The sequence below is a fragment of the Flavobacterium ichthyis genome (assembly GCF_009915155.1).
Lineage (GTDB): Bacteria > Bacteroidota > Bacteroidia > Flavobacteriales > Flavobacteriaceae > Flavobacterium > Flavobacterium ichthyis.
The window spans coordinates 34,382-50,449 of sequence record NZ_JAABLM010000013.1; the positions used below are offsets into that span (position 1 = coordinate 34,382).

At 34.3% G+C, this 16,068-nt stretch carries 12 protein-coding genes and 1 other RNA gene; 8 read left to right on the forward strand and 5 right to left on the reverse strand.

Annotation, left to right across the window (positions count from 1 at the left end; genetic code table 11):
• Window positions 1-111: 111 nt before the first annotated feature.
• Window positions 112-1,878, forward strand: a complete 1,767-nt coding sequence (gene rpsA, locus GV828_RS10800) for a 30S ribosomal protein S1 (protein WP_166537507.1) — start codon at window positions 112-114, stop codon at window positions 1,876-1,878.
• 72 nt (window positions 1,879-1,950) lie between these two features.
• On the opposite strand, the gene GV828_RS10805 is transcribed toward rpsA, so the two are convergent.
• Entirely contained in the window at window positions 1,951-2,652 is a 702-nt protein-coding gene (locus GV828_RS10805) for a T9SS type A sorting domain-containing protein (RefSeq protein ID WP_166537508.1), read from the reverse strand.
• A gap of 120 nt (window positions 2,653-2,772) precedes the next feature.
• On the opposite strand from GV828_RS10805, the gene GV828_RS10810 reads away from it, so the two are divergent.
• The gene (locus GV828_RS10810) at window positions 2,773-3,609 is read left to right on the forward strand and encodes a DUF3667 domain-containing protein (protein ID WP_166537509.1); all 837 of its coding nucleotides are present in this window, start codon (window positions 2,773-2,775) and stop codon (window positions 3,607-3,609) included.
• A gap of 59 nt (window positions 3,610-3,668) precedes the next feature.
• The gene (locus GV828_RS10815; protein WP_166537510.1) at window positions 3,669-4,301 is read left to right on the forward strand and encodes a hypothetical protein; all 633 of its coding nucleotides are present in this window, start codon (window positions 3,669-3,671) and stop codon (window positions 4,299-4,301) included.
• Window positions 4,302-4,391: 90 nt separating this feature from the next.
• Here the strand turns inward: GV828_RS10815 and GV828_RS10820 are convergent, their stop codons facing one another.
• On the reverse strand, window positions 4,392-5,459 hold the full coding sequence (locus GV828_RS10820; RefSeq protein WP_317163825.1) for a glutaminyl-peptide cyclotransferase: 1,068 nt from the start codon (window positions 5,457-5,459) through the stop codon (window positions 4,392-4,394).
• 86 nt (window positions 5,460-5,545) lie between these two features.
• Here GV828_RS10820 and ffs point away from each other — a divergent pair.
• Window positions 5,546-5,644, forward strand: an RNA gene (gene ffs, locus GV828_RS10825) — signal recognition particle sRNA small type.
• 60 nt (window positions 5,645-5,704) lie between these two features.
• On the opposite strand, the gene GV828_RS10830 is transcribed toward ffs, so the two are convergent.
• The 3 genes from GV828_RS10830 to tsaD are packed head-to-tail and all read right to left on the reverse strand — an operon-like array spanning window position 5,705 to window position 8,082.
• Window positions 5,705-6,349, reverse strand: coding sequence for a DUF4159 domain-containing protein (locus tag GV828_RS10830; RefSeq protein ID WP_166537511.1), 645 nt, complete (start codon window positions 6,347-6,349; stop codon window positions 5,705-5,707).
• A gap of 2 nt (window positions 6,350-6,351) precedes the next feature.
• Window positions 6,352-7,056 carry a 16S rRNA (uracil(1498)-N(3))-methyltransferase gene (locus tag GV828_RS10835; protein WP_166537512.1) on the reverse strand — a complete coding sequence of 235 codons (705 nt, stop codon included), beginning with the start codon at window positions 7,054-7,056 and terminating at the stop codon, window positions 6,352-6,354.
• 3 nt (window positions 7,057-7,059) lie between these two features.
• Entirely contained in the window at window positions 7,060-8,082 is a 1,023-nt protein-coding gene (gene tsaD, locus GV828_RS10840; protein WP_166537513.1) for a tRNA (adenosine(37)-N6)-threonylcarbamoyltransferase complex transferase subunit TsaD, read from the reverse strand.
• Window positions 8,083-8,224: 142 nt separating this feature from the next.
• On the opposite strand from tsaD, the gene GV828_RS10845 reads away from it, so the two are divergent.
• From GV828_RS10845 to GV828_RS10860, 4 genes are all read left to right on the forward strand, one after another.
• Complete coding sequence (locus GV828_RS10845) at window positions 8,225-12,628, forward strand: translocation/assembly module TamB domain-containing protein (protein WP_317163826.1); 4,404 nt, start codon at window positions 8,225-8,227, stop codon at window positions 12,626-12,628.
• A 169-nt stretch (window positions 12,629-12,797) separates the two neighbouring features.
• Entirely contained in the window at window positions 12,798-13,784 is a 987-nt protein-coding gene (gene pfkA / locus GV828_RS10850) for a 6-phosphofructokinase (protein WP_166537515.1), read from the forward strand.
• Window positions 13,785-13,877: 93 nt separating this feature from the next.
• The gene (gene gap / locus GV828_RS10855) at window positions 13,878-14,885 is read left to right on the forward strand and encodes a type I glyceraldehyde-3-phosphate dehydrogenase (RefSeq protein ID WP_166537516.1); all 1,008 of its coding nucleotides are present in this window, start codon (window positions 13,878-13,880) and stop codon (window positions 14,883-14,885) included.
• A 299-nt stretch (window positions 14,886-15,184) separates the two neighbouring features.
• A complete protein-coding gene (locus GV828_RS10860; RefSeq protein WP_166537517.1) occupies window positions 15,185-16,033 on the forward strand; it encodes an N-acetylglucosamine kinase in 849 nt (282 codons plus the stop codon).
• Window positions 16,034-16,068: the final 35 nt, after the last annotated feature.

The window sequence follows — 16,068 nt, forward strand, 5'->3', positions numbered from 1 at the left end:
GCGTTTCCTTTAGGTTTCAACTATTTATGTAAAACACTTCTGTTCTTTTTTTATTCGCAAAGAATGAAACGCAGAGAAAAGACGGAATACAAATTTTTTAATCAGAACATTATGTCTGAACAAACAAAAACACAAGCGGAATTTTTAGAGAGCTTTAACTGGCACAACTTTCAAGAAGGGATTGATGCTGTAGATGAAAAAAACTTGCAAGAGTTTGAAGATATGGTTGCCAAAACCTTTATCTCAACTGATCAAGAAGAAGTAGTTGAAGGTGTGGTAGTTAGAATTACTGACAGAGATGCAATTGTTGATATCAATGCAAAATCTGAAGGTGTAATTTCTTTAAACGAATTCCGTTACAACCCGAACCTTAAAGTAGGTGACAAAGTAGAAGTATTAATTGATGTTCGTGAGGACAAAACAGGTCAATTGGTTCTTTCTCACAGAAAAGCACGTACTATTAAAGCTTGGGACAGAGTTATTGCAGCTAACGAAACTGGAGAAATCGTAAACGGTTTTGTGAAATGCAGAACTAAAGGTGGTATGATCGTTGACGTTTTTGGTATTGAAGCTTTCTTGCCAGGATCTCAAATTGATGTGAAACCAATCAGAGATTACGATCAGTATGTAAACAAAATGATGGAGTTCAAAGTTGTGAAAATTAACCACGAATTCAAAAACGTTGTTGTTTCGCACAAAGCGCTTATCGAAGCTGATATTGAAGTACAGAAAAAAGAAATCATTGGTCAATTAGAAAAAGGACAAGTATTAGAAGGTGTTGTGAAAAACATTACTTCTTACGGTGTGTTCATTGATCTTGGAGGTGTTGACGGATTAATCCATATTACGGATCTTTCTTGGTCAAGAATTAACCATCCAAGTGAAGTTCTTGAGTTAGACCAAAAGTTAAATGTTGTAATCCTTGATTTCGATGATGAGAAAACAAGAATCCAACTTGGTCTTAAACAATTGAACGCTCATCCTTGGGATGCTTTGAGCTCTGACTTAAAAGTGGGTGACAAAGTAAAAGGTAAAGTAGTGGTAATTGCTGATTACGGTGCTTTCATCGAGGTTGCTGAAGGTGTGGAAGGTTTAATCCACGTTTCTGAAATGTCTTGGTCAACTCATTTGAGAAGTGCACAAGATTTCGTAAAAGTGGGTGACGAAGTTGAAGCGGTTGTATTAACACTTGATAGAGATGAAAGAAAAATGTCTCTTGGTATTAAACAATTAACTCAAGATCCTTGGACTGACATTACTGCGAAATATCCAGTAGGTTCTAAACACACAGGAATCGTGAGAAACTTTACAAACTTTGGTGTATTTGTAGAATTAGAAGAAGGAATCGACGGATTAATCTATATTTCTGACCTTTCTTGGACTAAGAAAATCAAACATCCATCAGAATTTGTAAATGTTGGAGAAAAACTTGACGTAGTGGTATTAGAGTTAGATGTTGATGGACGTAAATTATCTTTAGGTCACAAACAAACAACTGCAAACCCTTGGGATAAATACGAAGATGCTTTCGCTGTGGGAACAATCCACAATGGAGAAATCTCTGAAATTGTTGACAAAGGTGCAACTGTAGAGTTTGGTGACGATATCGTTGCTTTCATCCCAACGCGTCATCTTGAAAAAGAAGACGGTAAAAAATTGAAAAAAGGCGATACTGCTGATTTCAAAGTAATCGAATTCAACAAAGAATTTAAAAGAGTGGTAGCTTCTCACACTGCTATTTTCCGTGAGGAAGAAGAGAAAAACGTGAAAGCTGCAGAAAACAATGCTTCTTCTAACAATGCTACTGCATCCACTTTAGGAGATAACAATGACATTCTTGCTGAATTGAAAGCTAAAATGGAAAAAGGAGGAAACTAATTCCAAATTTTAAAATAAGAAAACCCGCTCCAATTTGGTAGCGGGTTTTTTATTTAAGTGTTTTTTCGAAAATTATTTCTTGATAAATTTCTTCGTTTCTTTCCCATTTGAAAAAACAATTTCCAAATAATACATGCCTGAATTCAAAATCGAAACATCAATATTTTCAGGCACTGAAGCATGTTTTTGGGTTGCAATAATTTGTCCTAACTTATTATAAATCGTCACCTGAACATCTTTTAAATTTTCATTCGCTTTTATCGAAATAAAATTTTCAGCCGGATTTGGTGCCAAAGAAAATGCGGTTTTGTTGAACTCTTCTGTTGACATTGCTTGCGGTCGGTAAATCGCTTGACTACCCGATGATGGTGAAGTTAAATAAAGGGAGGGAGAATCTCCTAAATAAATTATTGAGTAATTAAGTCCAGTAGAAATGTTACTGCCAAAAAAACTGCTGTACCAAAGATCAAAAAGATTGTTGTCATGATCATTGCAACTGGTTAGAGTGGAAATAACTCCAGTATATGTCAATGTCGATCCAGAGAAAACAACACCTTGAATATAATTGTCGTTGCAGATATTTGTTGCAATTGTTGGACTATTTAAACTTTCAATGGTCAACATCGTCTCACGACCTATTTCTGATAGTGCAGGTGCAGGTTCATATTGGCCATTTTCAAATTTATGCGTTAAATACCAAGTTCGCACCAAATTCGGGTCCTGACTAAAGCTTTTGAAACTAAATAAAGTAAATAGGAGTAAAAATTTTTTCATGTTATTGTGTTTTCTCAAATGTAGTTAATTTATATGAGACAAAATTTATTAATTCAAATTTCCTAAAATTTCCTTAAATAATGACTGAATTTGTATATTTGAAACGAAAAATTTTTCACGATGAATACAACTAATGCCACTACCGAAACCGTTTGCTTAAACTGTCAAAATGTTATTTCAGAAAATTTCTGTGGTAATTGCGGGCAAAAAAAATTCAAACGAATCGACAAAAAATACCTTACCGATGAAATGCAGTATTTACTTTTGCATACCAATAAAGGTTTCTTTTATTCGTTAAAAAATCTTCTGAAAAATCCCGGTAAAACTGCTCGAAATTTTATCGAAGGTAATCGAGTAAATCATTACAAACCCATCCTAATGGCTTTTGTTTTGAGTACCATTTCGGCATTTGTTTCGTTAAAAATAATTGGACTCAACGATAAAATGTTAGCAATATTTTCACAAGATACTAATATTGCTAAAAATAAATTTGCTTCAGAATTAATGATCGAAGTCATGGCATTTGTAAGTGCCTACAATTCATTTATTATGTTAGCTTTGATTCCTATATTATCAATCGCTACAACGGTTGCCTTTATAAATTGGGGAAATAATTATTATGAACATGTCGTGATGGGGGCATTTATTTCGTCTCTCTATACGGTTTCTAGTCTTGTGATTATTTATCCCTTAATGTATATTTTTAGAGATGATTTACCAACGCTTCAATTAATTTCAATGGCATCATCTCTACTTGTAATTCCTTTGTTAATCTGGTTTTTTTCTGGATTTTATCGGGAAAAATCGGTAGGACAAGTTATCCTACGTGTATTATTTTTTGTAGTGATTTGTTTGGCATTATTTATCGTGATCGAAATAATTGCAATTGTAGGTTTGCTCCTTTTTAAAGGTCCGGAAATTATGGAAATATCTCAAGAGGCAATTCCTAAAAAATAAAATTTAACAAAGTGATTGATAATTTTTTAGTAATTTTTCGTTTTTAAAAGAAAGAGAATATGAAAAAAACTATTTTTCTACTGTGTTTATCAATGGCAACAACTACAGTTTTTGCTCAAAAAAAAGGAACAAAAAAAGCAGTTTCAAGAGCAACCTCTAATACAATTTTGGCAAAATCAGGCGAAGCTTCGGTACAAGTTTCAAAAGATTTTTTTTATTTTTCAAATAATGGAAAAGATACCATCGGCATTAAAAAAGTTTCTGCAGCTACTCTCCCGAAAGATTGTGCAATCAAGCCATTTACCGCCAAAGGTGTTTCTCTGTACCAAATTACTTGGGCTGAAGAAACCACCACCAAAACCGATTTAAAAACGGAGATTAGAAATTCTATTTTTTCCCATATTATTAATCCGGCCACTAAAGAAAAATTATTTTCTAGTGAAAGCATTACAACTCATATTACCGAAAAAGTTTTTTTAGATAAATTGAAAAATGCGAGCGAAACCCAACAACGCATTAGAAGAGAAGGTTTTGAATTAGAAGTTACCGCAGATGGTGATTTAATTCAGAAAAATAAAACCCAACAAAACAATTTTGTGTTTAGTGAAACCGATAAAAAATACGTTTCCGGAAAAACAACGAGTGTTTCCAATGCAAAACCAAAGCCAACAGCCAAAAAGAATAAGGCTTAAAAAATAAATTCAAACAAAAAATCCGCTAAAGAACGCATCTTCAGCGGATTTTTTATTTGAATAAATTTTGAAAAAAATAATTTGCTAAAATTATTCTGTAACTTTTATTTCAAACATTTTATTCCATTTTTTTCCAGTAACAAAAAGTGTTTTAGTTTTAGGATTGTAAGCCAAACCGTTCAAAACATCATTTGCTGGATCATGACCTATCATATTTACTTTAGTTTTTAAATCCCGAAGGTCTAAAATTCCTTCAACCATGCCCGTTTTTGGATCGATTACGGCAACGGCGTCTTTTTGGTAAACATTTCCATAAATTTTACCTTCTACCCATTCTAATTCATTGACAGCAGTAATTTTGTTCGCTTCAGAATAAACATTCAAGTGCGAAACCTGCTTCATATTTATTGGATTTAAGACCCAAATTTTCTCAGAACCGTCAGATTGATAAATATTTGTTCCATCGTTACAAAGCCCCCAACCTTCAATTTTTTTGAAATACTGAAACGTTTCCAAACGCTTTAAATTGTTAGCATCATAAATAAAACCAACATTTTCACGCCAGGTAAGTTGGTAAATTTTATTGTTTAAAACCGTAATTCCTTCGCCAAAAAAATTTCCTTCAACGTCAACTGATTTGTAGATATTTCCCGTTTTATAATCGGTTTTCAACAACTTTGAAGAACCATATTGGCCCGTTCCTTCAATTAAAGTATCCCGGTAAAACTCCAAACCTTGAGTATATGAGGTTTCGCTGTGAGGATACGTGTTGACAATGGTATATTTCAAAAGTTTTGGTTTTACCGAAGAGATGACTTCAATTCTAGCATCCGTTTCAACATTTTCACCTTCGTAAAAAACCAAAGCTTTCACCGGATGATAACCAGGCAAAAGTTCGTTAGAAAGCGCTACATTTAATTTTTCGTTGCCTTTTACAGCGCCAATTCTTTTTTCAGAAATATAATATACTACCGAATCAATTGACTTGTTTTGATCGTTCTTTACCAGTAAACTAATGTTTTCAGCGGGTTTATAGTTGGCTTTTAAGCCTGTTGGATCAATTAAAAAAAGATTTTTTTTGTCTGCCTCACTATCGCCACAAGCAATGGTTGCAGTAGCTAACAAAATGAGGGATAATAAGTTATGTTTTTTCATCATTGAAAATTTATCTATCACAATATACAATCTAAATCTTAAACAAAAAATGTCCTTGCAAAAATATAAAATCTTTGTATATTTGCACCCGGCAAGTCCTACACGACCAGCTCCTGCAGAATCCCCCAGGGTGGGAACGCAGCAAGGGTACGCGGTTGTAGCGGTGCGATGTAGGTCGCTTGCCTTTTTTTTAGAAATTATTTTTACTCTATATAACGAAGTCTTTTGGTTTTTTCCAAAAGACTTTTTTAATTCATAAATACGTATTGCATTAAATTTGCCCCCATTTTTAGGGCTTTTTCACGAACTTCTTTCGGATCATTATGTACTTCAGCGTCTTCCCAACCATCGCCTAAATCGGTTTCATAAGTGTACAACAACACCAATCTATTGTCAATAAAAATTCCTAAAGCTTGGGGTTTTTTATTGTCGTGTTCATGAATTTTTGGAACACCTAAAGGAAAAGAATAAGGCTTTTGGAAAATCGCATGTGTTGCCGGAATTTCTGCCAAGCTGTTGTTTGGAAAAATTTTTTGTAATTCTTTTCTTATATATTGATCCATTCCATAATTGTCGTCAATGTGCAAAAATCCACCGGAAAGTAAATAATTTCTTAGATTTTGAATTTCTCTATCATTAAAAACAACGTTTCCATGACCAGTCATGTGAACAAATGGATAAGAAAATAAATCTGGGCTGGATGGTTCTACCGTAGCTGGTTTTAAATTTATTTTAGTTTTGATATTGGCGTTGCAAAATTTAATTAAATTAGGCAAAGCAGTAGGATTTCCATACCAATCACCACCTCCGTTATATTTCAGTAAGGCAATTTCTTGAGCGAATCCGCTGAAAGTAAATCCAAAAATAAAAGCAAAAGAAAGAATTTTTTTCATCTTTATTGATTTATAAAAACCACGCTATGACATGCCACTACTGCTGCGGTTTCAGTTCGTAATCTCGTGTTTCCAAGCGTAACAGGCTGGTAATTTTTTTCAATAGCTAATTTAATTTCTTTTGAAGAAAAATCACCTTCCGGACCAATTAAAATCACCACGTCTTCATTTTTTTGAATTGTTTCTTTCAAAGATTTTTTATCAGTTTCTTCACAATGGGCAATAAATTTTTGACCAGTTTTTTCTTTTTTGATGAATTCCGAAAAAGAAACTGCCGGATTTAATTTGGGTAAAAAATAATGCAAAGATTGTTTTGCTGCAGACACAATAATTTTCTCAAAACGATCATTTTTAATCACTTTTCGCTCCGAGTTTTCGCAAATTATTGGGGTAATTTCGCTTATGCCAATTTCAGTTACTTTTTCTAAAAACCATTCGAAACGGTCGTTCATTTTGGTTGGAGCAACTGCTAAATGCAAATTAAATTTTGGAGCGTCTTGTTTTTCAAAACTAATGATTTTTACCTGACATTTTGAATCAGAATCTAAAATAATTTCAGTTTTAAATAAAAAACCTAAACCATTAGAAACAAGTAAATTATCACCGTTTTTTTTACGTAAAACTTTAATAATGTGTTTGCTTTCTTCCTTATCAAAAAAGAACGTTTCGGTTTCAGTCGAAATATTTTGGTTGTAAAAAAGTTGCATAATTTAGAATTCAATTCTGGCTTTTGCGGTTACCGCGTGATTTTCAAATTTCCCTGACAAAAATTTGTGATATCCTACGATTCCAATCATTGCGGCATTATCTGTTGTGTATTCAAATTTCGGAATAAAAGTTTGCCATCCGTGTTTTTTTTCGGCACTTTTTAGCGTTTCTCTAATCCCGGAATTTGCCGAAACACCACCGCCAATTGCCACTTGTTTAATTCCGGTTTCGGTAACAGCTAATTTCAATTTGTCCATCAAAATTTCAACTATTGTATGCTGAATTGACGCACAAATGTCTGCTAAATTTTCTTCAATAAAATTAGGATTTTCAGCTACATTTTTTTGAACAAAATATAAAATCGCCGTTTTTAATCCTGAAAAGCTAAAGTTTAGTCCCTGAACTTTTGGTTTGGTAAATTTGTAAGCTTTTGGATTTCCTTCTTTTGCAAATTTGTCAATCAAAGGACCGCCAGGATAGGGAAGCCCCAAAATTTTTGCGCTTTTATCGAAAGCTTCTCCAACGGCATCATCAGTAGTTTCGCCAATAATTTCCATATTAAAAAAATCATTCACTTTTACAATTTGTGTATGTCCGCCACTAATTGTCATCGCTAAAAAAGGAAAATTTGGTTTATCGTAGCCATCTTCGTCAATAAAATGAGCTAAAATATGAGCATGCATATGGTTCACGGCAATCAATGGAATATTTAATGCGTAAGCCAAAGACTTTGAAAATGAGCTACCTACGAGAAGTGATCCCATTAATCCAGGACCTTGTGTAAAAGCTATTGCATTTAACTGTTTTTTGTCGATATTTGCTTTGCGTATCGCCATCTCCACAACAGGAACAATATTCTGTTGATGAGCTCGTGAGGCAAGTTCGGGAATAACGCCACCAAATTCGCTGTGTATTTTTTGGTTAGCTACAACATTTGATAACACTTTTCCGTTTTGCAAAACAGCAGCAGCAGTGTCATCACAGGAGCTTTCGATTGCTAAAAGATAGATTGGCTCGTTTGCCATTTTTACGCAAATTTTTAATTTTATAGGTTACAAAAATAAAACAATTAAGGGTATCAAAAAATTTAAAAAAATAGTATTTCGCATCCTTTTGGGGATCATTATATTTTTGCTGGTACTTGGTATTGCACTTTCATTACCTTTTGTGCAAACTAAAATTGCGCATTATGTAACCAAAGAACTCAACGAAACTTATGGCACAGATATTAATGTGGACAAAGTGGCGATTTCAGTTTTTGGAAGCGTAAAATTAAAAACGGTTTTAATAAGAGACCATCATAAAGATACACTTATTTATGCTAATTCTATAAAAACCAATATTTTAAGTTTTAAGAAATTACAATCTGGCGATTTGCTTTTTGGAGATATCTATGCAGATAATTTGTTTTTCAATCTGAAAAATTACAAAAATGAGAAGGAAGCGAATATCAATGTTTTTGTAAAAAAATTTGATACTGGAAAAAAATCAACCAAACCTTTTGAACTCACAGCTGATAATATTTATCTGACTAAAAGCCATTTTAAAGTTTCTAACGAAAATCTTGAAAATCAGGTGGCGATTGATTTTACAAAAATGGAAGCCAGCATCAGAAAATTTAAAATTTACGGAAGCGATATTACTACAGAAATCCGAAAATTTTCTTTTTTAGATCATCGAAAATTAGAAGTTAAAAATCTAACCGGAAAATTTAGTTACAGCAAAGAAAGTATTTTGTTGAAAGAAATGTCGCTTGCCACGAAAGAATCAAAAATGGCTGGAAACATTGTGTTAACTTATAAAGAAGGTGGTCTTGGAGATTTCGTAAATAAAGTTCATATTGATGCTGATATTGATTCTGGTGCGATTTCTACCAATGATTTAAACTTGTTTTACAGCGAATTTGGCCCGAATAAAACCTTTGAATTCTCAACAATTCTTGCCGGAACGATGAACGATTTTTACACTCGAAATTTAAAAATGGTAGTGGATAAAAAATCGCAAATTGTGGGCGACATCAATTTTAAAAATCTATTCAATCCTGATAAAAACGCTTTTTTGATTAAAGGAGAATTTGAAAAATTGTCTTCAAATTATAACAATTTAAAAACTATTCTACCTCGAATTTTAGGCGAAAAATTACCCTCATCTTTGGCGTATTTAGGTGAGTTTGACATCGCTGGAAACGCACAAGTTTCTAAAACAAATGTAAAAACAGATTTATATCTCACCACCGAAATAGGAGAGTTAGCAGCCGTTTTAGACATTGACAATATTAACAACATTGATAATGCTTCTTACAATGGAGATATTAATTTGAATCAATTTCACATTGGTAAATTTCTCGGTCAAAAAGATTTTGGTGCGGTAACAGTTGACATGAATGTTGTGGGCAAAGGTTTCACGCGTGAATTTCTAAACACAAAAGTAACTGGAAATATATATGCGTTAAATTATAGAAATTATAATTACAAAAATATTCAAGTTGATGGAACGCTCAAAAATCCTATTTTCCAAGGTAAATTTGTGGTAAACGATGAAAACGTAAAACTTGATTTTAATGGATTAGTCGATTTAAGCAAACGTGAAAACCGTTATGATTTTCATGCCATCATCGATTATGCGGATCTTCATAAGCTGAATTTGATAAAACGTGATACACTTTCCCTTTTTAAAGGTGATATTACGATTCAAATGTCTGGTAACAATATAGATAACATGCACGGCGATATTTTGATTTCGCAAACTTCTTATCAAAACGAAAATGATATTTATTTTTTCGATGATTTTAAACTCAATTCAAATTTTGGTGAAGATGGAAGCCGAAAAATTACCATTAGTTCTCCAGATGTTGTTGAAGGCGAAATTCACGGAAAGTACAAGTTTAACGAAGTAGGCAAAATTATTGAAAACGCCATTGGAAGTTTATATACCAATTATCGTCCGAATAAGGTGAGCAAAGGACAATATTTAGATTTTAATTTGTCAATCTACAATAAATTGATTGAAATATTTTTGCCACAGTTATCGCTAAGTACTAACACCCAAATTTCTGGGAGATTAATTGCAGATACAAACGAATTTAAACTGAATTTTAATTCACCCGAAATTAATTATGCTAACAACACTTTTGACGAAGTTTTTTTAGAAATTGACAATAAAAATCCGCTTTACAACGCGTATATTGGTATTGATAGCATTAAAACTAAAAATTATAAAATTTCTGAATTTTCTACAATTAACGTAAAATTAGAAGACACACTTTTCTTTAGAACAGAATTTAAAGGCGGAAAACTCAACCGCGATTATTTTAAATTTAATATTTACCACACCATTGACGAAAATAACAACAACGTAGTTGGGGTTAAAAAATCAGAGGTAAACATTAAAGACTATTTATGGTTTTTAAACGAAGAAGATACTGCCGATAACAAGATTATTTTCGATAAAAAAATGAAGAATTTTAATATCGATAATATTTTGATGACTCATAATGACCAACGCATTGAGCTTTCTGGAATTTTAAAAGATTCTACTTATAAAGACCTTTCGCTCAACTTTGAAAAAGTGAATTTGGGCAAATTGCTTCCAGAAATCGACAGCCTTCGAATTCAAGGAAATCTCAACGGAAAACTGAATTTTTTCCAAAATAAAAATGTTTATAAACCTACTTCAACAGTTTCGGTGGATAGCCTTTTCGTGAATGATGTGGCTTTAGGAGATTTATTTGTGGACATTCAAGGAGATGAAAATTTGAACCGTTTCAGTGTAAATTCGACCTTAAGGAATGAAAATGTTGAAAATTTTAGCGCCACTGGAGACATTGCAATCCTCAATAAAGAAACGGTTTTTGATTTAAATTTTAAATTTGAAAAATTTAATTTAGGTGCTTTGAGTCCTTTGGGCGGAAACGTCATTTCTAAAATTCGAGGGTTTGCCACCGGAAACGCTGGCTTTGTAGGAACGCTTGAAAATCCACAAATAAACGGCCGATTATATTTAGATAAAGTTGGGATGAAAATTCCATATCTTAACGTTGACTATGAGTTTGAGGAAAGAAGCGTTGTGGATCTTACCGAAAATCAATTTAGATTTAATGATGCGAAAATGACCGATACGAAGTACAATACTGTAGGTTATTTAACTGGAAATATTCGCCATCAAAATTTTAAAAATTGGGTGTTAGATCTTAATATCGTTTCGGATAGATTATTAGCATTAGATACCCAAGATTCTGATGATGCATTATATTTTGGGACAGCTTTCATCGCTGGAAACGCTTCAATTAACGGGCCGACAAACGGATTATTTATTGCCGTTCAGGCGGAATCTAAAAAAGGTACCGACATCAAAATTCCAATTAGCTCTGCAACTGGAGCCGGAAATAGTTCGTTTATAAAATTTTTAAGTCCAAAAGAAAAATACAATATAGAAAAAGGTATTGTTGAAGCACCAATCATTGCTAATCAAGGTTTAGAGTTACAATTTGATTTAAAAATTACTCCCGAAGCTCAAGTGGAAATTGTCATCGATCGAAATTCTGGACATGGATTGAAAGGAACCGGTGACGGAACAATGCGATTAGAAATCAGTACCCTCGGAAAATTTAATATGTGGGGCGATTATAATGTGGCACAAGGAGAATATAATTTCAAATACGGCGGATTAATCGATAAAAAATTTCAGGTAAAAAAAGGCAGTTCAATTTCTTGGGAAGGCGATCCTTTACGAGCCAGATTAAACATTGATGCCGTTTACAGAACGCAGGCAAATCCAGCAATTTTGCAAGAAAACGCTTCATTTAACAGGAAAGTTCCAGTAGAAGTTGTCATTGGCTTGACCGGAAATTTAACCAATCCCGAACCAGATTTTACCATAAATTTCCCAACAGTTAGTTCAGTTTTAAAATCGGAATTACAAGTAAGGTTAGATGACAAAGATACCCGTGTTAACCAAGCTTTATCGCTTTTGGCAACCGGAAATTTCATCAATTCAGACAATGCAGGAACGGCAGTTTACGGCAGTTTGTTCGAACGTGCCGGAAATCTTTTTAATGATTTATTTCAAGACGAAGAAGGAAAATTTCAGGTAGCTTTTGATTATCAACAAGCCGATCGAAACCCAATGGCAGAAACCAGTAGCCAACTTGGGATTGCAATTACTACGCAAATTAACGACAGGATTTCCATTGACGGAAAAGTGGGGGTTCCCGTTGGAGGCGTTAACCAATCTACAATAGTTGGAAATGTTGAAATCAGATACCGTGTGAACGATGATGGAACCTTGAACCTGCGCGTTTTTAACCGCGAAAACGACATTAATTATAATTATCTTGGCGAAGCAATTGATTATACACAAGGTATTGGTATTTCTTATGAAGTAGATTTTGACACTTTAAGAGAACTTTGGTTTAAAATTTTTGGCTTAAAAGCAAAAGAAGAAACAAACCAAGCAACCGATCAACTTCCAGATTCGGACTTTTCTCCGGAATATATTAAATGGACTCAAGAACGCCGTAAAAAAGCCGAACCCGCTAAACCACAAACCCAATCGGCTCCAGAAGCCGACTAACTTTCTGAGCAAACCCATAAAATTTACGAAAAAATCTCCTTTAATTCTTTAGTGATAAAAAAACTTATCAACGAAATCGTTTGAAATTACAATTCTTTCCTAAATTATTAAAAACACCTACCTAAAAATGATATATGTTTGCTAATTTTACAGTATTAACAGCAAATAAATGTCAAAAACAATAAAAAAAATAGGCGTGCTTACATCTGGAGGAGACTCTCCCGGAATGAATGCTGCTATCCGTTCAGTGGTGAGAACTTGTGCATTTCACGATGTAGAATGTGTGGGAATTTACCGCGGTTATCAAGGAATGATTGAAGGCGATTTTAAAGAAATGGGACCTCGAAGTGTGAATAACATTATTAATAAAGGTGGAACAATTTTAAAATCTGCTCGATCTAAAGAATTCATGACCGAAGAAGGCCGTAAAAAAGCTTACAATCATTTAAAAGCTGAAGGTGTTGATGCTTTAGTAGTGATTGGTGGTGACGGAAGTTTTACCGGTGGATTGGTTTTTAATAAAGAATATGATTTTCCTGTTATGGGAATTCCCGGAACAATTGACAATGATATTTACGGAACAACACACACTTTAGGTTACGACACAGCTCTTAATACCGTTGTTGAAGTAATCGATAAAATTCGGGATACGGCAAGTTCGCATAACCGATTATTTTTTGTAGAAGTAATGGGACGCGATGCCGGACATATCGCTTTGAATGCCGGAATTGGTGCTGGAGCAGAAGAAATTTTAATTCCAGAAGAAGACCTTGGGTTAGACCGTTTGTTAGAATCTTTACGAAAAAGTAAATTATCAGGCAAATCTTCCAGCATTGTAGTCATTGCCGAAGGAGACAAAATTGGTAAAAATGTTTTCGAACTCAAAGATTATGTAGAAGAAAATATGCCGGAATACGACGTTCGTGTTTCTGTTTTAGGACACATGCAACGTGGTGGAGCTCCTTCTTGTTTTGATAGGGTTTTAGCAAGCCGTTTAGGTGTAAAAGCAGTAGAATCTATCCTTGAAGGGAAAAGCAATTATATGGTAGGACTGATGAATGATAAAGTAGAGTTAACACCCTTAGAACAAGCTATTAAAGGAAATTCGCAAATCGATATGGAGTTGCTCAGAGTTTCAGACATCATGACAACCTAAATAAATTCGACCAAAACAAAAATTCAAAATAAACAAATTAGTATTAATTACCGGCTGAAAAACCAAAACTTCGGCCATAAGCAAAACAAACAAATGTCAAAAGTAAAATTAGGAATCAACGGATTCGGAAGAATCGGAAGAATCGTTTTCAGAGAATCATTTAACAGAGATAATGTAGAAGTAGTAGCCATCAACGACCTTTTAGATGTTGACCACTTGGCTTACCTTTTAAAATATGATTCAGTTCATGGACGTTTCAATGGAAAAGTTGAAGTAAAAGACGGACAACTTTACGTAAACGATAAATTCATCCGCGTTACAGCAGAAAAAGATCCAAAACTAATTAAATGGGACGATGAAAAAGTAGATGTTGATGTAGTTGCAGAATGTACCGGTATTTTCACAACCCTCGAAACAGCACAAGCTCACATCGATGGTGGTGCAAAAAAAGTTGTAATCTCGGCTCCTTCAGCAGACGCTCCAATGTTTGTAATGGGAGTAAACCACGAAAAAGCAACTGCAAATGATACAATCGTTTCTAATGCATCTTGTACAACCAACTGTTTAGCGCCATTGGCAAAAGTTATCAACGATAATTTCGGAATTGTAGAAGGTTTGATGACCACCGTTCACGCTACAACTGCAACACAATTAACGGTTGACGGTCCATCAAGAAAAGATTTCCGTGGTGGAAGAGCGGCTCTTCTAAACATCATTCCAGCTTCAACTGGAGCTGCAAAAGCAGTAGGAAAAGTAATCCCAGAACTAAACGGTAAACTAACCGGAATGTCAATGCGTGTCCCAACCGCAGATGTTTCTGTAGTAGATTTAACCGTAAAAGTGGCAAAAGAAACTTCTTACGAAGAAATCATGAAAGTCATTAAAGAAACTTCAGAAACATCTATGAAAGGCATCCTTGGCTTCACCGAAGACGACGTAGTTTCACAAGATTTCATCTCAGATTCTCGCACTTCAATCGTAGATGCAAAAGCTGGAATCGGTTTAAATTCTACCTTCTTCAAAATCGTATCATGGTACGATAACGAGTACGGTTACTCAAGCAAACTGATCGATTTATCGGTTCATATCGCAAACCTTTAATATTAAAAAAAGTCCTGTCAACACCATTGGCGGGACTTTTTTATTTTTATATTTGAAGCCATCGTTCAGGCTAAAAATGAATCATTTTCCCGCTTTCCGCTGCAATCTTTTTATTCAATTACCCCCGGACTTTCAATCCAGGGCAACCGAAAAAAAAGGATTTTCGCTATAAACACGAAGTGTTCACCGAACACCGATAAAAATAAGCGTATTGTAAGATAATCGGGGCTAACAAACAAAACATTCGGCGCTTTTTAAACATTTTCCAAAAAGAGCGGGAAAATATTACCAAACAAAAAATGAAATTATTAGTAGACAGTGGATCAACAAAAGCAGATTGGATTGCATTAGACGACAATGGAAACAAGCTTTTCACCACACAATCCCTGGGTTTAAACCCCGAAGTACTCGAAAAAAGCGAAGTACTTGAACGCCTTGAAGACCGTTTCGATATCTACCAAAACCGTAAAAATGTAACTCATTTATTTTTTTATGGAGCAGGCTGTGGAACCGACAGAATGAAAAACGAACTGGCTTCAACTTTCACCGAATTTTTTCCAAACGCAGAAATTCTCGTAAAGGAAGACACTTATGCTGCCGCTTACGCCACTAACCCAACTAACGAAAAAGCCATCATTTCAATCTTAGGAACGGGCTCTAACTGCAGTTATTTTGACGGTCAGGAATTACACCAAAAAATTCAATCGTTAGGTTATATGGCAATGGATGATTGCAGCGGAAACCGTTTTGGTCGTTCTCTAATTCGGGCATACCATTTCGGGAAAATGCCAAAACATCTTGCAGAGCAATTTGAAAAAGATTATGATTTAGATCCGGATACCATCAAACACAATTTGTACAAAGAACCCAATCCAAATGCGTATTTGGCCACTTTTGCAAAATTTTTGATCCAGCACAAAGATGACGAATTTATCAATGTTTTTGTTCGCAAAGCCATGCAAAAATTTGTGGACAATTACATCCTTCAATTTGAGAATGCCAGAGAAATTCCGGTGCATTTTGTAGGCTCCATCGCATTCTATTTGAAAGATGAATTGAAAACCGTTCTTGAACAAAACGGACTCCGATTAGGAAACGTTTTAAGAAGACCAATCGACGGATTAATTGAATACCACAAGCTGAACTAAAAGCAAAAAAGCCCTGAATATCAGGGCTTTTTTTA